The sequence below is a fragment of the Bordetella sp. genome, from assembly GCF_057362025.1.
The window spans coordinates 20,230-37,702 of record NZ_JBMQQZ010000096.1 but is presented as its reverse complement, the minus strand read 5'-3'; the positions used below and the strand labels follow the sequence as shown (position 1 = coordinate 37,702).

15 protein-coding genes are annotated in these 17,473 nt (G+C 66.5%); 1 reads left to right on the top strand and 14 read right to left on the bottom strand.

The genetic code is table 11. The features are described 5' to 3' along the window. Positions 1 to 240 precede the first annotated feature (240 nt). The 7 genes from ACO1P8_RS21560 to ACO1P8_RS21530 all read right to left on the bottom strand — a co-directional run bounded on the left by ACO1P8_RS21560 (position 241) and on the right by ACO1P8_RS21530 (position 7,169). Positions 241 to 1,152 carry a polysaccharide deacetylase family protein gene (locus tag ACO1P8_RS21560; protein ID WP_486297903.1) on the bottom strand — a complete coding sequence of 304 codons (912 nt, stop codon included), beginning with the start codon at positions 1,150 to 1,152 and terminating at the stop codon, positions 241 to 243. A gap of 95 nt (positions 1,153 to 1,247) precedes the next feature. After that, positions 1,248 to 1,958, bottom strand: a complete 711-nt coding sequence (locus ACO1P8_RS21555; protein WP_486297902.1) for an ABC transporter ATP-binding protein — start codon at positions 1,956 to 1,958, stop codon at positions 1,248 to 1,250. Next, the gene (locus ACO1P8_RS21550) at positions 1,936 to 2,718 is read right to left on the bottom strand and encodes an ABC transporter ATP-binding protein (protein ID WP_486297901.1); all 783 of its coding nucleotides are present in this window, start codon (positions 2,716 to 2,718) and stop codon (positions 1,936 to 1,938) included. Before ACO1P8_RS21550 ends, ACO1P8_RS21555 begins: the two co-directional genes overlap by 23 nt. Beyond that, on the bottom strand, positions 2,715 to 3,719 hold the full coding sequence (locus ACO1P8_RS21545; protein ID WP_486297900.1) for a branched-chain amino acid ABC transporter permease: 1,005 nt from the start codon (positions 3,717 to 3,719) through the stop codon (positions 2,715 to 2,717). Before ACO1P8_RS21545 ends, ACO1P8_RS21550 begins: the two co-directional genes overlap by 4 nt. 7 nt (positions 3,720 to 3,726) lie before the next feature. After that, positions 3,727 to 4,596, bottom strand: coding sequence for a branched-chain amino acid ABC transporter permease (locus ACO1P8_RS21540; protein WP_486297899.1), 870 nt, complete (start codon positions 4,594 to 4,596; stop codon positions 3,727 to 3,729). Between the two features lie 58 nt (positions 4,597 to 4,654). Then, positions 4,655 to 5,833 (bottom strand): ABC transporter substrate-binding protein, encoded by a 1,179-nt coding sequence (locus ACO1P8_RS21535; protein WP_486297898.1) that lies wholly within the window; start codon positions 5,831 to 5,833, stop codon positions 4,655 to 4,657. Positions 5,834 to 5,876: 43 nt separating this feature from the next. Further along, positions 5,877 to 7,169: an amidase gene (locus tag ACO1P8_RS21530; protein WP_486297897.1), complete on the bottom strand. Its 1,293-nt coding sequence runs from the start codon at positions 7,167 to 7,169 to the stop codon at positions 5,877 to 5,879. Between the two features lie 249 nt (positions 7,170 to 7,418). On the opposite strand from ACO1P8_RS21530, the gene ACO1P8_RS21525 reads away from it, so the two are divergent. Beyond that, on the top strand, positions 7,419 to 8,306 hold the full coding sequence (locus ACO1P8_RS21525) for a LysR substrate-binding domain-containing protein (protein WP_486297896.1): 888 nt from the start codon (positions 7,419 to 7,421) through the stop codon (positions 8,304 to 8,306). A 1,237-nt stretch (positions 8,307 to 9,543) separates the two neighbouring features. On the opposite strand, the gene ACO1P8_RS21520 is transcribed toward ACO1P8_RS21525, so the two are convergent. From ACO1P8_RS21520 to ACO1P8_RS21490, 7 genes are read right to left on the bottom strand one after another with little or no spacing between them, the layout of a single operon-like run. Then, positions 9,544 to 10,497, bottom strand: coding sequence for an SMP-30/gluconolactonase/LRE family protein (locus ACO1P8_RS21520; RefSeq protein ID WP_486297895.1), 954 nt, complete (start codon positions 10,495 to 10,497; stop codon positions 9,544 to 9,546). Then, positions 10,478 to 11,230, bottom strand: a complete 753-nt coding sequence (locus tag ACO1P8_RS21515) for an ABC transporter ATP-binding protein (protein ID WP_486297894.1) — start codon at positions 11,228 to 11,230, stop codon at positions 10,478 to 10,480. Before ACO1P8_RS21515 ends, ACO1P8_RS21520 begins: the two co-directional genes overlap by 20 nt. Continuing rightward, complete coding sequence (locus ACO1P8_RS21510) at positions 11,211 to 13,076, bottom strand: branched-chain amino acid ABC transporter ATP-binding protein/permease (protein ID WP_486297893.1); 1,866 nt, start codon at positions 13,074 to 13,076, stop codon at positions 11,211 to 11,213. Before ACO1P8_RS21510 ends, ACO1P8_RS21515 begins: the two co-directional genes overlap by 20 nt. Next, positions 13,076 to 13,933 carry a branched-chain amino acid ABC transporter permease gene (locus ACO1P8_RS21505; RefSeq protein WP_486297892.1) on the bottom strand — a complete coding sequence of 286 codons (858 nt, stop codon included), beginning with the start codon at positions 13,931 to 13,933 and terminating at the stop codon, positions 13,076 to 13,078. The genes ACO1P8_RS21510 and ACO1P8_RS21505 overlap by 1 nt, the downstream gene beginning before the upstream one ends. Positions 13,934 to 13,948: 15 nt before the next feature. Next, on the bottom strand, positions 13,949 to 15,139 hold the full coding sequence (locus ACO1P8_RS21500; protein WP_486297891.1) for an ABC transporter substrate-binding protein: 1,191 nt from the start codon (positions 15,137 to 15,139) through the stop codon (positions 13,949 to 13,951). A gap of 49 nt (positions 15,140 to 15,188) precedes the next feature. Beyond that, complete coding sequence (locus tag ACO1P8_RS21495) at positions 15,189 to 16,280, bottom strand: mandelate racemase/muconate lactonizing enzyme family protein (protein WP_486297890.1); 1,092 nt, start codon at positions 16,278 to 16,280, stop codon at positions 15,189 to 15,191. Continuing rightward, complete coding sequence (locus tag ACO1P8_RS21490; protein ID WP_486297889.1) at positions 16,277 to 17,398, bottom strand: mandelate racemase/muconate lactonizing enzyme family protein; 1,122 nt, start codon at positions 17,396 to 17,398, stop codon at positions 16,277 to 16,279. The genes ACO1P8_RS21495 and ACO1P8_RS21490 overlap by 4 nt, the downstream gene beginning before the upstream one ends. Positions 17,399 to 17,473 lie beyond the last annotated feature (75 nt).

Genomic DNA, 17,473 nt, shown 5'->3' with positions numbered 1-17,473 from the left:
CAAAGGGGAAGATTCACAACCTCCTCCTTCTTATCGATATATGTCTGGGAGCAAAGGGGATGTTGCGGCGCATCTACGCAAATATGACGGAAGATGCCGAATGAATGCGGAGTCTTCCGTTGTGTGGCGAAGACTTTTGTGGCGTGGTGCCAACGACGGACGGCGGGTTTACGGCCGGGGCCGATGCAATGACCCAGGAGCGCCGACGCCTGCCCGTGCCGCGCCGGCCCTCCCGCTGTATCAAGCCTTGTCCTGGGGACGGACCATCACGCCGTCCTCGAGCCCCGCGCAGTGGTCGTAGATCTGGCCTGGGCGCGTGAACCACACCTTGTCCCGCTGCGGATGCTCGACGATGTACTTCAGCGCCCGGCGCAGCGCGCGCAGGCGGTACGGCTGGCCGACGATCATGGTATGCAGCGCGATGCCGCAGACCAGCGGCTGTTTTTCCGACTGCAGCAGCATTTCCTCGAACTGCTCGATGATCATTTGCTCGAAGTCCTGGGCGGTGTGGCGGCGCACCAGCATCTGCGGCGAGTCGTTGATCTCCAGCGGATACGGCACCGACATCAGCGGGCCCGACCGCGTGGTCATCCACACCGGCTGGTCGTCCGCCGGCCAGTCCATCACGAACTTGTAGCCGGTATCCACCAGCAGTTCGGGCGTCTGCGCGCTCTGCGACATCCACGGGCCCATCCAGCCGCGCACGTCCTGGCCGGTGTGCGTCTTGATGGCCTCGCGCACCTCGGTCAGCAGGCGCGCCTCGTCGGCGGGCCACAGGTGGCCCTGGGCTTCGGCGTTGGTGCGGCCGTGGCCGATGATCTCGTCGCCCCGCTTCAGGATGGGTTCCAGGACCTCGGGGCAGTAGTCGAACAGGACCGTGTTCATGAGGTGCGCGGCCGGCAACTCCAGTTCGTCGAACAGGTCCAGCAGGCGCCAGACGCCGACGCGGTTGCCGTAGTCGCGCCACGCGAAGCCGCGCGCGTCGGGCTGCGGCAGTTCGGTGCCCAGGTGATGGCCCTTGCCGGTCCCGAAGGCAAAGTGCTCGATGTTCAGGCCCAGATAAACCGCCAGGCGCTTGCCTTCGGGCCAGCTGTAGTCCGGGCGCCGTGCGATGGCGCTGTAGGGATATCGGTCGTGATAGGGAAGTAGCATGGGATCAATCCGATGATGAAGGTCAACAGAGGAGGGTCACCGCCAAAGGCCGCACCGAAGGATCGGATGCGAGCCGCGACGATCCATGCGCCCGCTCATACGCCCAGGAACGCGGTCTGTACCTTGGGATCTTCGAGCAGCGCGGCGGACGAATCGTCGAATACTTTTTCGCCCAATTGCAGGATGGCCGTGCGCCCGGCCACGCGCATCGCCCAATTGGCGTTCTGTTCGGCCAGCACGAAGGCCAGGCCCTCGCGCTGCTGGATTTCCAGCAGGATGTCGCCGATGCGCTCGACAATGATGGGGGCCAGTCCCAGCGAAGGCTCGTCCAGCAGGAACAGTTTTGGGCCGCTCATCAGCGCCCTGCCGATGGCCAGCATCTGCTGCTCGCCGCCGGACAGGCTGCCGGCGGCCTGGCGCGCCCTTTCCTTCAGGCGCGGGAAATAGCCGAACATCTGCTCCATGCGTTCGGCCAGGCGGTCGCCGCCGCGGCCGAAGGCGCCCATCTTCAGGTTCTCCTGCACGGACAGCGAGGGAAACACGCGCCGGCCTTCCGGCGAGAAGCCGATCCCCAGCTTGACGACCTCCGACGCCGCCATGCCCTTGATGCTCTTGCCATTCCAGAGGATGTCGCCGCCGTAGCCGTTGACCAGGCCCGTAATGGCCTTCAGCGTGCTGCTCTTGCCCGCGCCGTTCGAACCGATCAGCGCCACGGTTTCGGCTTCGCCGATGCTCAGGTTCAACGCGCGCGTACCGGCGACGCGGCCGTAGCGCACGTCCAGATTACGCAATTCCAGCAGTGACATTCCTAGTCCCCAGATAAGCCTCGACGACACGCTGGTCGCGCAGCACGTCTTCAGGTTTGCCGCGCGTCAATTCCTGGCCGGCCGCCACCACCAGCAGGCGGTCGCACAGGCCGGCGATGAAGCGCATGTTGTGGTCGATGACCATCACGGTCACGCCCGATTCGCGCACGCGCAGGATGGCGTCGCGCACCTGGTCGGTTTCCTCGGCGCTGAGTCCGGCCACCGGTTCGTCCAGCATCAGCAGCGTGGGCCGCGCGGCCAGCGCAATGGCGATACCCAGGATCTTCTGCACGCCGTAGGGCAGGCTGCCGGCGGTGGCATCGGCCACGGCGCGCAGCCCCATGCGGTCCAGCAGCTCTTCGACCTGCGCATCGGATTCGGCGCGCCGGCGGCGCGCGCGCGGCGTGTCGAACAGCGTCGAAAGAAATCCCGGGTAGCGGGTCAGGTAGGAACCGCGCACGATGTTTTCATGAACGGTGCGGGCGCCGTAGACGGCGGTCGATTGGAAGGTGCGCACCAGCCCGCGCTCGGTCAGACGCGACGGCGCCATGCCGGTCACCGTCTCGCCGCGGAATGCGATGCCGCCGCGCGAGGGCTTGATGACGCCGCTGATCAGGTTTACCAGCGTGGTCTTGCCCGCGCCGTTGGGACCGATGACGCCAAGGATTTCTCCTTCGTAGACTTCGAAGGTGACGCCGTCGACCGCTTTCAGGCCGCCGAAGCTGCGGCCGATGGCCTGTACATCGAGCAGTTTGTTCATGCCCGTGCCTCCTTGCGTGCGCGCCGCAGGCCGCGCAGCATGGCGGCCAGGCCGGCCATCCCGGACGGGAACGAAGCCATCACGACGATCAGCGCGATGCCGAACAGGATGCGCTGGATTTCCACGTAGCCGCGCAAAAGCTCCGGCAGCGCCACCAGGAAGGCGGCGCCGATAATGGGCCCGACCACGTGATACATGCCGCCCAGTACATTCATTACGACCAGGTTCAGCGAATCGGTCATGCCGAAGGTGGTGGGATCGATGTAATGCATGAAGAAGGCCAGCAGCCCGCCCTGCAGTCCCACCAGCGCGCAGCCGAGCACGAAGACGCCGACCTTCAGCCGCAGCACCGGCACGCCCGCGCATTCGGTCAGGCGCTGCGCCTCGCGGGCCGCGTCGATGGCGCGGCCCGTCTCGGACATCAGCAAACGTACGCACAGCGCGGCCACCAGCACGGCGGCGACCAGGGCGATGTAGTACTGCGCGAGCGGCGAGCTCCAGCCCGCGTGCAGGTCCGGCAGGTTCGACAGGCCGTTGGAGCCGCCCGTCAGGCTTTCCCATTCCACCAGCACCAGTCGGATGATCTCGCCGAGCAGGAAGGTCACCAGCACGAAGTACTTGCCGGTCAGGCGCAGCAGAATGGGACCGACCAGCAAGGCCAGCAGGCCCGAGGCGAGCGCGCCGATGGCCAGGCCGACGAAGGGCGATACGCCCAGTTTCAGCACGGATAGCGCGCAGGCATAGGCGCCGACACCCATGAAGCCTGCATGCGACAGCGAGATGTGGCCGGTGCGTATGATCAGGTGCAGGCTGAGCGCGCCGATGACGTTCAGCAGGATCAGGGCGCCGATCGCCAGGATGAAGGCGTTGTCGGCCACGTGCGGCAATATGGCCAGCACCGCCGTCGCCAGCACGCCGGCGCCCAGCGCCGTCGTTCCGCGCGTGGCGCCGTGCGTGGCGGTACCGCGCGCGGCAAGTGTGTTCGAGGAAGTATTCGACATGGCGGCCTCAGCGTTCCGGTTTTCCAAGCAGGCCCCACGGGCGGACCACCAACAGCGCGATCACGACGCCGAAGGAGACGAAAGTGGACGTAGCCGATCCATAGAAGGTGGACAGGAAGCTTTCGCCGAACCCGAACAGCACGCCGCCCAGCGCGGCGCCGGGAATGCTGCCCATCCCGCCCAGGATCACCACAATGAAAGCCACCATCAAGGGGCGGTCGCCCATGAAAGGGGACAGAGCGTAGGTCTGCGCATAGATCGCGCCGGCGATGGCGGTCATGAACACCGCAAGGAAGAACGCCAGCTGATAGATGCGGCGCGTGTTCACGCCCTGCGCTTCGGCGATTTCGATGTCCTCGGACGCCGCGCGCACGGCCAGGCCGTAGCGGCTCAGGCTCATGAAGGCCCAGAACGCCAGCAGCACCACGATGGCGATGCCGATGATCATCAGCTTGTCGGCCGGTATCGTGACGGGGCCGATCGGCACCATGGCGTCCACCGCGGCCGGAATGGAGCGTTCGTAGACGTCCCATACCAGCACGCTGCCGTAGACGATGGCGATGTCCAGGCCGAGCAGGCCGATCATGCTCTGGAACATCTTCTGGTAGAAGCGGCGGAACACCAGCCATTCCAGCACCATGCTGGCGGTGGCGACGGTCAGTCCCGCCAGCAGGATGGCCGCCACGTAGGGCAGCTTGAATTCGCCGAAGTAATAATGCAGCGCATAGCCGCCCAGCATGGCGAAACTGCCGTGGGCGAAGTTGACCACCTTCATGATGCCGAACAACAGCGTGAATCCCAGCGCGATCAGGACATAGATCGCGCTAAGGCTCAGGCCGTTGATCAGCACCTGGGTCAGGACCGGTGCGGAAAACATGCAATCCCCTTGATGGCGGAACGTCCGGCGGGATGGCTCCGGACCGGACGTAAAAGGCTTATTCCTTGACGGGCGTCAGGGTGGTGACGGTCTGCGGCTTGCCGTCCTTGATCTGCGTGATCCAGAACTTGTTCAGCAGCTGGCGGTTCACGCCGTACGCCTTCTGGCCGCCCCATACCACCGGGCCGTAAATGCCGGCGTCGTAGCCGCCGAGGCTTTCCAGCGCACCGCGCACCTTGTCCGTGTCGGTGACCGTGCCGGCGTTCTCGAGCGCCTTGAACAGGATCTTCGCCGAGTTGTACCAGCCCGGCGTCTGTGCGTTGATAACGCCGCCCCAGTGCTTCTTGTACGTTGCGATGAACTTCTGCGCCGAGGGCTCGCGGAAGTCGAACACGTCGTAGGACATGAAGCCTTCGGCGTACGGGCCGGCGATGTCGTTGATCTCGTCGATGCCGGGGCCGCCTACCTGCCAGATCAGTCCCTTATACCCGATCTGGCGGGCCTGCTTGACCAGCAGCCCCGCTTCGCCGGGTGCGTTCAGGTTCAAGTCCAGGATGTCCACGCCCTGCGCCATCATGCGCGTCAGCAGCGGCGTGAATTCCTTGGAGCCGCGCTCATAGCTTTCCGACCACACGGTGTAGCCGTTGTCCTTGTAGGTCTGGCCCAGCGTCGGCATCACCACTTGTCCGGTTGCGTCGTTGGGGACGATCAGCGCGACCTTTTTCACCGTCGGATGGGTATCCTTCAGCCACTTCACCATTGCGGGGCCGAATTCGACGTTGCTGTTCATCGAGCGGAAGTTGTAGCCGTTCTGGCCGCCCTGCTTCAGGATGTCGGGCGCGTACCCGTCGGACAGCACGATGACCTTGGCCTGGTTGGTGATGGGCACCACCGCCATGGCCGACGGCGTGCCGATGGGGCCGATGATGAACTTCGCCTTGTCGTAGTTGACCAGGCGTTCGGCGGCGGTGCGGCCGCCCGTGGCGGTGTACTTATCGTCGTACATCACCAGCTCGGGCTTATACGTCTTGCCGCCGATCTTCAGCCCGCCCTGCGCGTTGGCTTCGTCGATGGCCATTTGCACGCCGCGCTGCACGGCCAGGCCCCAGGCGGTGCCGCCGCCCGACAGCGGCCCGATGCCGCCGATTTTCAGCGTTTCCTGTGCCTGGACGGACAGGGCCACGCCGGCGCCCAGCGCGGTCAATATCAGGCTTCCCAGCAGTTTCTTCGCATGCATGAGTCATTCCCCTTGTTCTGGATACGGTGCGGTTGAAGTGAGGTCAGGTGGTTGGACGGTGCGGGGTACCCAGCACCGATGTGGCAAATCGCGCGGCGGCCAGCAGGCGGTTGTCCTGCCCGTACTGGCCGACCAATTGCGCGCCCAGTGGCAGGCCGCCCGGGCCGGTTTCAAGCGGGAAGGACACGCAGGGCATGTGCAGCAATGTCCAGATCGCGCCGTAGCGCGGCGATCCCGAGTAGGCGTGCCCGGCTTCCGCTTCGCCATCGGCCGCCGGGTACAGCAGCACGTCGTAGTCGTCGAACAGCGAACGGGCGCGGGCACGCATCTGCGCGACGTGCTGCAACATCCCCGTGTACTCGTCCAGGCCGATGTCGGCGCCGCTTTGCAGGCGTGCCTGCAGACGCGGGCTGAGCAGGCTTTCGCTGTTCAGCCTTTCCTGCGCCAGCGTCTGGCGCGCCTCGAAGGCGAACAGCCGCAGTTGGGTCGCCTCCAGGGCCTCGAATTCGGCCGGCAGCCAGAAGCGCGTTACCCGCGCGCCCGCTTTCTGCAGCGTATCGGCCGCGCGCTCGATGGCGGCAATGGTGGAGGGATGCGCATAATCCCATTGACGCGACAGGCACAGGCCGATGCGCGGACGCAGGACGCTGCCGGACATGACGTCGCGCGCGCCGTGCAGGCCCATCGTGAAGAAGGCGGCGTCGGCGACGTCGCGCGTGATCACGCCTATGGTGTCCTGGGAGGGGCTGAGCGCTTTCATGCCGGCGGTGGCGATCAGGCCGTAGCTGGGCTTGTAGCCGACGGCGCCGCAATAGATGGCGGGCCGCACGATGGAACCGGTGGTCTGCGTGCCGAAGGCAACGGGCACCATGTAATCGCCCACCGCCGCGCCCGATCCGCTGGAGGAGCCGCCGGGCGTGTGCGTTACCCGCAAGGGATTCACCGCCTTGCTGGGCGTCTGCGTGGCGAATTCGCCGGTGGCCACTTTGCCGATCAGCACCGCGCCGCGATGCCGGGCCAGCGCCACGCAGCCAGCGTCGGTGACGGGGCGATGGCCGCGGTAGATGGGCGAGCCGTACTCGGTGGGATAGTCGGCAGTGTCGAAGATATCCTTGGCGGCAAAAGGCACGCCGCGCAGCGGGCCGGCCGCCATGGCTTGCGCCTGTTGCGCGCCGGCCAGGGCCCGCTGCGGGTCGCAGGCGACGAAGGCCTGGATCTGGTCATTGCGCTCGGCAATGCGGTCCAGGCAGGCCTGGACGATTGCGGTGGGCGTTGTCTCGCCGCGTTCGATGGCGGCGACCGCCTCCACGGCGGTCAACTGGTTCAAAGGTTTCACTTCAACGTTCCGTGGGTGTATTCGTGGCGGCCGGGGCAGTCCGTGCCGCGCGATCCAGGTGCCTTGCGCGGCGGGCATCGGCGCGGGGCCGCGGGCTGTCGGAGCGACCCACACGGTGTGTCGCGCCGACAGCCCGGGTTGCGTGGGCCGTCGTCCAGCCTGAGTACTGTATGGATCGTCGATTGATATGTCTAATACAATATAAAAGTCTGATTAAGACAGAATCCGACCTAATAATCCGGGAAAACGATGCCCCTTCTTTCGCGTGCGCTGCGCGCCTTCATCGTGGTGGCCGAGGAGCTGCATTTCGGCCGGGCGGCCATTCGCTTGAACATCAGCCAGCCGCCGCTGAGCCAGCTGATCCGCCAGTTCGAGGCCGAGGTAGGCACCGCGTTGTTCGCGCGTTCGACGCGGTCGGTACGACTGACGCAGGCGGGCGAAGTACTGCTGCACCGCGCGCGGCGCATGGTGGACGACAACGATTCGATTCTGCGGTCGGTGCGGCGGGCCGGCAGCGGCGACGCGGGCCGTCTGGCGGTTGGCTTCGTGAGTACAGCGGCCTATCGGGTGTTGCCAGGAGCGATTGCCCGCTACCGCGCGCAGTATCCGGAGGTGGAGCTGGTGCTGTTCGAAGAGTTGACGGGGGGGATTACGGATAAATTGATGGCGGGGACGATAGACCTGGCGATTTTTCGTCGCCTGCCTCGCGCCATCGAGCACGATCTGATTTTCGAGCGGGTGCATCGCGAGAAAATGGTGCTGGCGATGCCGGCGGATCATGCGTATCGCGCGCTGGAGAAGGTGCCGATGGCGAAGCTGGACGGGCAGGCGATGGTGGGTTTCCAGCGTGAGGGGTCTTCTTACTTCAATGCGGTGCAGACGCGGCTGTTCCGGGACCACAACGTGCGGCCGCGCATTGTTTACGAAAGCGTGTTGCCGACGCTGTTGGCATTGGTCGAGGGCGGCATGGGGATGGCGCTGGTGCCGGAGTCGGCGGCGGGCCTGCGCAATTCAGTGCTGTACCGGCCGTTGTCGGGGTTGCCGAATGCGTTCGATGTCGATCTGTATTGCGCACGCAGGCCGGATAATCTGAACCCTACTGCGCAAGCGTTTGCGCGGATTCTTCAGCGCGGGTAGTTGTCTTCGGTATGCGGAATTGACGGGGGTGCTGCTGCTGTCGGTGCGTGTCTTGCTGATGCCGTCCGTTGATCGTTGCCGTCGGTGCATGTCTTGCTGATGCCGTCCGTCGGGGGTGGTGCCTGTCGGGGCCAGCCCGATCATCCGTCCCGGCGCGCGGGCGCCGGGCACCGCGTCGCTAATCTCGTCCGGCGGGCGTTGGCTTGCGGTGTTCTTGGCGATGGCGTCCGCGCCTCGCCTCCCTTCGATTCCGCTCGCTCGTCCTCAACGGGCTGGCCCCGACAGGCACCACCCCCGACGGACTCCGGTTTGCCTTAATTACGGTCGCTGCGACGAGCTGGGTTCTTGCGCTTCGTGGGTTGCTGGTGCTGCCGCTGGAAGATTTTGCATTGCACGTCGCATCGAGGCCGCCCAGCGCGGCCCCGCTGCGCCTACGCGGTAGTTGGATGCGGCGGGCTGCATGCGAATGGCGGTGGGGATGGGGGCGGCGGTGGAATGCGACGTGCTCGAATGTCGCAGACGCAGGAATCCTGACAGTCCCGCCGGGAGACTGCAGACACGGAAATCCTGACAGTCTCGACACCGGCCAGGATTCTGCGGACACGACGGTCCTGACACCCCGCAAGCTCTGGCTGCCGCGGGCACAAAGGTCCTGACGCCTCGACAGGCTTGGATGCCACGGCTACCCCTCAATCCTGACAGTGCCGAGCCGCGCCCCTGGGCCGTGTCGCGGCTCGGTCCCCATGTCGCGTATCGTTGACCCTTTCGGCTCGTTGGCCATCTCGCCCATGGCTCATGCGGATGTACGCATGCAACGGCATCCACTCCGGATGCAATACCGTCGCACGAAAACACCCGTGGCATGGCACACCGCGTAGACGATCGCTGGCCGCGCTGGGCGGCCGGCGATCGACGTGCGCCGCGCAATCTTCCTACGGCAGCAACCGCCACCGACGAAGCGCAAGAACCGAGATCGTCGCAGCACCCGTGAATAAGGCAAACCGGAGTCCGGCGGGGGTGGTGCCTGTCGGGGCCAGCCCGTTGAGGACGAGCGAGCGGAATCGAAGGGAGGCGAGGCGCGGATGCCATCGCCAAGCACACCGCAAGCCAACGCCCGCCGGACGAGATTAGCGACGCGGTGCCCGGCGCCCGCGCGCCGGGACGGACGATCGGGCTGGCCCCGACAGGCACCACCCCCGACGGACGGCATCAGCAAGACATGCCCCGACAGCAACCGTCAACGCAGCGACGTGGCCCCCTGCGTATTCACATACACCGCGTACAGCGACTTCCCCGCCGCCATGAAAAGCCGATTGCGATGCACCCCCCCGAAGCATAGATTCGCGCAGCGTTCCGGCAGATGGATATGCCCCAACCGCGTCCCGTCCGGTGCGAATATCGCCACCCCGTCCAACTCTTCCGACCCCATGCCCCAGCCGCACCACAGATTCCCATCCACATCGCATCGTATGCCGTCGGATGTCCCCGGCCCGCAATCGATAACAACGCGGCCATCGTTTTCCACGCTGCGTCCGTCCGCGCTGACCTCGTGCGCGGTGATCAGGCGATGCGGCGTGGCGCGCGACTGCACAAGGTACAGGGTCTTCTCGTCCGGCGAAAAGCACAGCCCATTGGGACCGTGCGACCCTTCGATCGCTACCGACAGTTCCCCGCTGTCCGGATCCCAGCGATAAACCTGCGCCGGCACCTCCTGCTTGCCCGGCAGCCCCTCGTACCAGCCTCCGATACCGAAAGGCGGATCGGTGAACCACACCGAACCGTCGGATTTGACCACCACGTCGTTCGGCGAATTCAGCCGCTTTCCCTGGTAGTTATCGGCAAGTACCGTCATGGTGCCGTCGTGCTCCGTACGCGTGACCCGGCGCCCTTCGTGTTCGCAGGTAATCAGGCGTCCCTCCAGGTCGCGCGTATTGCCGTTGGCGTTGCGCGACGGCTGGCGGAAAGGGCTGAACGAGCCGGTGGCTTCGTCCCAGCGCATGATGCGGTTGTTCGGGATATCGCTGACCAGCAGATAGCGCCCGTCGCCGAACCACACCGGCCCTTCCGCCCATCGCATGCCGTCGCCCAGCTTTTCGACGGCGGCGGAGAAAATCACATAGCGGGCAAAGCGCGGATCGATGACCTCGATGCGTGGATCGGGATAGCGTTCACTAGGCTGCCACACGGTCATGGTCTCCAAAATAGGCCCGCTCCAGGCGCGCGGCCAGGTCGGGCTCGCGGGTGCCGGCCTGCATGACGATGCGGCCCTGCGCCAGGGCATAGACGCGATCGGCCAGGGCCAGGGCTTTTTCGACCAGCTGTTCCACCAGCACGATGGCCGTGCCTCGTTCGCGCAGTTGTCCGGCCACGGTCAGGACACGGTCGACCAGGACGGGTGACAAGCCGGCGGACGGCTCGTCGAGGATAAGCAGGCGGGGCCGCTTGACCAGGCCCTGCGCGACCACCAGCATCTGCTGCTGGCCGCCGCTCAGCGCGCCGGCGCGATCGTGGCGCTTGGCCGCGATCTCGGGAAAGAAAGCCAGGGCTTCCTCCACGCGCGCCTTGCGTTCCGCTCGCGGCGCATCGTAGCCCGCCAGCATAAGGTTGTCGATCACGCTTTGTTGGGTGAAGACGCGGTGGCCTTCGATGACGTGGACCAATCCGGCACGGGCGGCTTCGCGGGGCGTGGCGCGGGTCAGGTCCACGCCGCCGAAGGTGATGTTGCCCGCACCCGGCGTCAGCAGGCCGGATATGGCCCGCATCAGCGTGCTCTTGCCGGCGCCGTTGGGCCCCAGGATGGCCACGATCTCGCCGGCCGCCACATCCAGATCGATGCCATGCAGAATGCCGATCTTGCCGTAGCCGGCGTCCAGGCTGTGCACCGACAGCAACGGCGTGGCTGCGTTATCCGCCAAGGTATGCACTGACCACCTCCTTGTGTTCGCGGACCTGCGTCGGCGTGCCGTCGGCCAGGACGCGGCCCAGGTTCAGTACGGTGACGTGATCGCAGATGTCGAAGATCAGGTCGGCATGGTGCTCGACCAGCAGGACGCCCGTGCCCTGCCGGCTGATGTGGCGGATCAGGTCGCCCAGGCGGCGGATCTCCTCGGCGGCCAGGCCGGCCGCCGGTTCGTCCAGCAGCAGGAAGGCGGGCCGCAGCATCAGCGCGCGGGCGATCTCCAGAAAGCGCAGCTCGCTGTGCTGCAGGCGGTCGGCGCGCACATCCGCCACGGCGCCCAGGCCGACGATCTGCAGCGCGGTGCGCGCCGCGTCGCGCAGCGCCGCTTCGTCGCGGCCGTGGCGCGGCAAGTGCAGCAGCGTTTCGATGAAGGACGCGTGGCCTTGCAGCGTGCCGCCGATCATCACGTTCTGCAGTACGGATGCTTCGCCGATGATGCGCGGCGTCTGGTAGGTGCGGGCAATGCCGCGCGGCGCGCGCAGCAGCGGCCGGCCCAGGGCCAGTGGTGCCCCGCCCAGGCTCAGCGTGCCCGCCTCCGGCGTGCAATATCCCGAGATGACGTTCAGCGTCGTGGTCTTGCCGCTGCCGTTGGGCCCGATCAGCCCGTGTATGCGGCCAGGCGCGATGGTCAGGGTCAGTCCATCGATGGCGCGCACGCCGCCGAAGCTGAGCACGATGTTCTCCAGCGCGATGCCGCCATGCGCCGGCGCCGCCGTCAGCAACCGGCCCAGCAATCCAGGATTGGGCACGATGGCGCGATCGGCAGGCAAGGGCCGGCGATTGCGGAAGTCCAGCAGCGCGGCGATGCCGCCCGGCGCGGCCAGCACGATGACCAGCAGCATCAGCGCATAGAGGAAGTTGGACCATGCCGCCAGCGGCGCGGCGATCTCCGGTAGTACCGTCAGGATCACCGTGCCCAGCAGCGGACCGAGTATGGAGCCGCGCCCGCCGATCAGGATAGAGATGAAAAACAGGACAGAGAGCTCGAAGGTGAAGGCGTCGGGCGTGATGTAGGTCTGCAGCGAGGCGAACAGGCCGCCGGCCACCGCCGCCAGCACCCCGGCGAGCACGAAGATCAGCGACAGCAGCCTGACCTTGGATATGCCGCTGGCCTCGGCCGCGACTTCGGCGTCGCGTACCGCGATCAAGCCTCGCCCGAAGCGGCTGTGCGCCACGTTGGCGGTCAGCAGCGTGCAGGCGCCCGCGATGCCCAGGCACAGGTAGTACAGCCCCGATTCGCTATCGAAGGGCGCCGGCAGCGCCGGGCCGGAGAGGCCGATGCCGCCGCCCGTGACATCCTGCCAGGCCAGCGCGATCTGCGTGACGATGGTGGCGAAGCCCAGTGTCGCCATGGCGAAGTAGAAGGTGCGCAGCCGCAGCGCCGGCAGGCCGACGACCAGGCCGAAGATGCCGCCGCCCACGCCCGCGCACGCCAGCGCCGCGAAAGGCGGCAGGGCCGGCAGCACATTGCCGGCCGCCAGCACGCTGGTGATATACGCGCCCAGGGTCAGCAGGGCCACATAGCCGATGGCCAGCTGTCCGGCGTAGCCCACCACCAGGTTCAGGCCGGACACCAGGATCCAGTAGATGGCCGCGCGCGTGGCGATAACCGTCCAGTAGGTGTTGCCGCCGAAGGGCAGCAACGCGGCCAGTACGAAGATCACCACGAAAGGCCAGGCGTTGTGCCAGGAAGATGGCGCGCCGTGCACGCCCACGGCGCGTTTGCCGGGCCGGGGATTGCCTTCTCCGCGCACCGCGCTGGCGGTCATGCCGCCGTGGACCTGTCTTTGCAATTCGCTGTCCGCTGCCATCAGACCCTCCGCGCGGTCGAGCTGCCGAACAGGCCTTGCGGCACCGCCAGCAGTACGACGATGAACAGCACGAAGACCGCGATCGACGCGAACACGCCGCCCACCGTGAAATTGGCGGCCTGCTGGAACAGGCCCAGCGCCAGCCCGCCGACCAGGGCGCCGCGGTTATTGCCCAGGCCGCCCAGCGCCACCGGGACGAAGCCGTAGAAATTCAGCAGCGTGCCGTTGGCGAAGAAAGCCAGCATCAATTGGCCGCTGGCGAATCCGGCGATGCCGCCGATCACAGCCGCCAGCACGTAGCTCCATACGCGCAGGCTCCGTTCCGGCAGGCCCAGGGCGCGCGCCGCGAAATTGTCTTCCGCCACCGCCAGGAAGGCCATGCCCACCAGTGTTCGGCGGTACAGGTACTCCAGGCCCAGCACCACCAGCGCGCAGGCGACGACCGGCAGCCAGAACTTCTCGTCCGTGGCCCCCGACCCCAGGCCGAACAGGCGCGGAAACGGCTGAGGTTCCGTGCCCCAGCCGATGGCGGTGACCTGCTGCACCATCAACGCCAGCGCCAGTGTGGACAACACGTACAGGTGCTGGTCCAGGCTCTTGAGGACCGGCCGCACCGCGACCAGTTCGGTGATCACGCCCATCACCGCGCAGCCCGCAAGCGTCGCGATGAATCCCAGCCAGGGCGGCAGGCCCAGCTTCAGGATGAACAGCGAGCCCAGCACGCCGCCCAGCATGCCCAGCTGCCCCGCGGTGAAGCTCATGACCCGCGACGTGGCGAACATGGTGTTGTAGGTGATGCCGATAAGCGCGTAGACCGCGCCCATCGCCAGGCCGGATGCGATGATGGAAGCGAACATCGTGCGTCCTCCGCGTCAGGCGTAGCCGGGCGCCAGCGCGAAAGTGCCATGCCTGGCGGAGTTGGCGGCCGACATGACCACGTCGGCGGTCGGATAGCCGTTGTGCTGCTCGGGTGTGTAGCTGTAGTTGCCGAAGTAGCCCGGATAGGGGTTCAGGCTGTTCCAGTAGGCGATGATTTCCTTGGCCGATGCCCCGCTTTCCTGCACGGCCTTGGCCACCATATGCACGGCGTCGTAGCCCGCCGTCACCCACCAGAACAGGGTGTCGTCCAGGGTTACCTTGCCCTGCACCTTGTCGACGAATTCCTGCGAGCGGGGGGGCAGCTTGCCGCTGGCGTCGTAGCTGCAGCTGCGGTAGCCCACCGCGTAGACCTTGTCCCAGTTCTGCGGCTTGGTCAGCAGGCCGCGGATTTCCCCGGACGCCATCGAAGGATGGCCGGCGAAAGCCACGTCCCAGCCCATTTCGCCGCGCGCGTTGAACAGCCTCGCTTCCATGCCCGTGGACACGCTCCAGATGACGATGACTTCGGCGCCGGCATTGCGCGCACGCGTCATGTCGGGCGTCATATCGGGCTGGGTGGCGTCGATGTTGTTGTTGTAGACGACGTCGGCGCCGTCGCGCTTGAAGTTCGCCACGCTGGCCTTCAACGCGCTGACGCCGTAGCCGGTGGTGTCGCCGATCACCGCCACCTTCTTCACCTTCAGCACTTTCAGGCAATAGTTGCGCGTAGCATCGTCCCATTGCTCGTTGGATGGCGCGATGCGAAAGGCATTGGGAAACTTCTTGGGGTCGATCAGGCTGTCGATCACGCAAGGATGGATATTGGGCGTGCGGGCCCGCGCCATGATGGGCGTGACGGCCAGCGACTCGCCGGAATTGGTCGGCCCCCAGATGGCATCCACCTTGATGGAGTTGATCATTTCCTGCGTGGCATTCACCGCCTTGGTGGGATCGCCCTGCGTGTCGCGGGTGACGATCTCGATCTTGCGGCCCTTGACACCGCCCGCCGCGTTCAAGGTGTCCGCGGCGAACCGCACGCCGCGGTCGAAGCCGACGCCGGGCGCCGAACTGGGGCCGGTCAGCGCGGCCAGCCAGCCTATACGCAGCGGCTCGCTGGCCGCGCTGGCGAAGCGCGGCGCGCCGATGGCCGACGCACCCAGTATTCCGGTGGTTCCCAGGACGAAATTGCGACGCGATAAAGACATGGTCTTTCCTTGAAGAGGCCAGAGAAAATGCGCGAGGCGGGGCGCTTTGTCAGCGCCGCGCGTTTTCCAGTTCGGCGATGCGCCGGGGGTCCAGGGTGAAGCCCCAGCCGGGACGCTCCGGCACCACGGCATCGCCGTCGACGAATTCCAGGCGTTCGCGGTAGAGCGACGAGAACCAGGGCATGTATTCGAGGTAGATGGCATTGGCCAGCGCGCCCAGTACCTGGATGCTGGTTTCGGGAAACAGATGGCTCGACACCGGCACGTCGTAGCTTTCCGCCATGTGGCCGATGCGCATGAATTCGCTGACGCCGCCCGATCGCTGCAGGTCCGGCATCAGGACGTCGGCGCTGCGCAGCGTCAGCATGCCGCGAAAGCCGTAGCGCGTGTATTCGGTTTCGCCGCTGGCGATGGGGGTGTCCAGGGCCGCGGCCACGCGCGCCACGCCTTCCAGGTCCCAGGCGGGCAGCGGTTCCTCGAACCACGTCAGGTCGTGTTCCTCCAGCATGCGGCCCAGCCGGATCGCCTGGGCCTCGTTCAGGCCCTGGTTGGCGTCGGCCATCAGGCGGATGCCCGGGCCGATGGCCTGCCGCACGGCGCGCACGCGTTCGGCGTCCTGCCGCGGGTCCGGCATGCCCAGGCGCATTTTGACGGCCTTGAAGCCCTGGGCCACCATGTCCTGCGCCTCGCGCGCCAGCGCATCGATATCGCGGTCCAGCCACAGGCCGCCGCTGTGGTAGGCCGGCATGCGGTCGCGCGCGCCGCCCAGCAGGCGGTACAGCGGCATGTTCGCGGCCTTGCCGGCGATATCCCAGAGCGCGCCGTCGATGGCGGAAATCCCCATCACCGGCAAGCCCTTGTGGCCGAAGAAATTGATGTCCTTCCAGGCGCGCGCCCAGAAGCCGGCGATATGGCCGGCATCGCGTCCGACCACCAGGTCCGCCAGCTCCTCCACCATGGCGCGCAGCACGCCGGTGCGCCGGTCGTTCAGCGTGAAAACCAGGTTCTCGCCAACGAGACCGTTGTCGGTGTAGGCGTACACGAGCACCACGCCGCAGCCGCGTATCGAGCCCAGGGCGCTTTCGATGGGCTTGTCCAGCGGCAGCGAAAACGCGCGGGTTTCCAGGCGTTCTATCTTCATGCATGCTTCTCCCGGACGACGTGGCGTTCACCGACGCGGTAGCGCGCCAGCACTTCGGGATCCGGGTCGCAGCCCAGGCCCGGGCCCTGCGGCACGGCGACGCGGCCATCGCGCGCCCGCACCCACGGATCGAAGGGATTGGCTTCCATGTCCAGCCACAGTACTTCGATCAGCGGCTTGTTCGGCAGTGCCGCGGCGATATGCAGCGTGGCGATGAAGCCCGGGCCGAAGTAAGGCGAATGCGGTACGGTCTGCACGCCGTGCATCTGGCACATCGTCGCCACGCGCATGCATTCGCCGATACCGCCGATCTTGATCACGCTGGGTTGGGCGATATCCAATGCGCCCGCTTCCAGCAGCCGCATGAAGCCTTGCGGACCGGCGACGTTTTCGCCCGCCGCGATGGGGATGCCGCGCTGCCGCACACGCGCCAGTCCATGCGTGTCTTCCGGCGGCCATACCGGCTCTTCCAGCCAATACATGCCGTCGTCGCGCAGGCTGTCCGCCATGGCCAGCGCGGTGGGGACGTCCCAGGCGCAGTTGGTGTCGAGCATGATGGCCGTATTCGCGCCGCCGGCAGCCTGCGCCGCGCGCACCGAACTGCGCGTGACCTCGTGCAGCTTGACGTGGCGATAGCCTTGTTCGGCCGCCGCGGCCGTGTTGCGGGCGACCAGCGCGTCGTCACTGTAGTTCAGCAGGCTGGAGTAGGCCGGCAGGTCGGCGCAGGGCGCCGCCCCCAGCAGCCGGTGTACGGGCAGGCCGCTGCGCTTGCCCAGCAGATCCCACAGGGCGATTTCGATACCCGACCAGGCGAAGACGTAGGCGCCGTTGCGGCCCAGCAGGTGGGTCGCGTGCAGCACGCTGCGCGTCATCCCCGCGATATCGCCGGCATCCCTGCCGATGACCAGCGGCGCGACGATGGTATCCAGCGCGGCGCGCGTCGAAGGAATGGCGGCATGACCGAAGGCTTCTCCCCAGCCGACCAGCCCGTCCTCCGTTTCCACGCGTACCAGGAGGATATCCAGCCGGTCCCAGAGGGCGCCGGCAAAGCGTTGGTAAGGACCGCCCATGTCGAAGGGCAGCGACACGACTTCGGACGCGACGGACACGATATTCATGTGCCGCGCCCCACGGGGTTCGCCATCTTGTCTCCTTTCTTGGCTTTCCGGCGCAGCTCGCGCTTTTTTCACCGG

Excerpts from the sequence above, each read along its gene's own strand:
- ACO1P8_RS21560 (WP_486297903.1), bottom strand. The coding sequence starts at position 1,152 with ATGCTACTTCCCTATCACGACCGATATCCCTACAGCGCCATCGCACGG.
- ACO1P8_RS21555 (WP_486297902.1), bottom strand. The coding sequence starts at position 1,958 with ATGTCACTGCTGGAATTGCGTAATCTGGACGTGCGCTACGGCCGCGTC.
- ACO1P8_RS21550 (WP_486297901.1), bottom strand. The coding sequence starts at position 2,718 with ATGAACAAACTGCTCGATGTACAGGCCATCGGCCGCAGCTTCGGCGGC.
- ACO1P8_RS21545 (WP_486297900.1), bottom strand. The coding sequence starts at position 3,719 with ATGTCGAATACTTCCTCGAACACACTTGCCGCGCGCGGTACCGCCACG.
- ACO1P8_RS21540 (WP_486297899.1), bottom strand. The coding sequence starts at position 4,596 with ATGTTTTCCGCACCGGTCCTGACCCAGGTGCTGATCAACGGCCTGAGC.
- ACO1P8_RS21535 (WP_486297898.1), bottom strand. The coding sequence starts at position 5,833 with ATGCATGCGAAGAAACTGCTGGGAAGCCTGATATTGACCGCGCTGGGC.
- ACO1P8_RS21525 (WP_486297896.1), top strand. The coding sequence starts at position 7,419 with ATGCCCCTTCTTTCGCGTGCGCTGCGCGCCTTCATCGTGGTGGCCGAG.
- ACO1P8_RS21520 (WP_486297895.1), bottom strand. The coding sequence starts at position 10,497 with ATGACCGTGTGGCAGCCTAGTGAACGCTATCCCGATCCACGCATCGAG.
- ACO1P8_RS21510 (WP_486297893.1), bottom strand. The coding sequence starts at position 13,076 with ATGGCAGCGGACAGCGAATTGCAAAGACAGGTCCACGGCGGCATGACC.
- ACO1P8_RS21505 (WP_486297892.1), bottom strand. The coding sequence starts at position 13,933 with ATGTTCGCTTCCATCATCGCATCCGGCCTGGCGATGGGCGCGGTCTAC.
- ACO1P8_RS21500 (WP_486297891.1), bottom strand. The coding sequence starts at position 15,139 with ATGTCTTTATCGCGTCGCAATTTCGTCCTGGGAACCACCGGAATACTG.
- ACO1P8_RS21495 (WP_486297890.1), bottom strand. The coding sequence starts at position 16,280 with ATGAAGATAGAACGCCTGGAAACCCGCGCGTTTTCGCTGCCGCTGGAC.
- ACO1P8_RS21490 (WP_486297889.1), bottom strand. The coding sequence starts at position 17,398 with ATGAATATCGTGTCCGTCGCGTCCGAAGTCGTGTCGCTGCCCTTCGAC.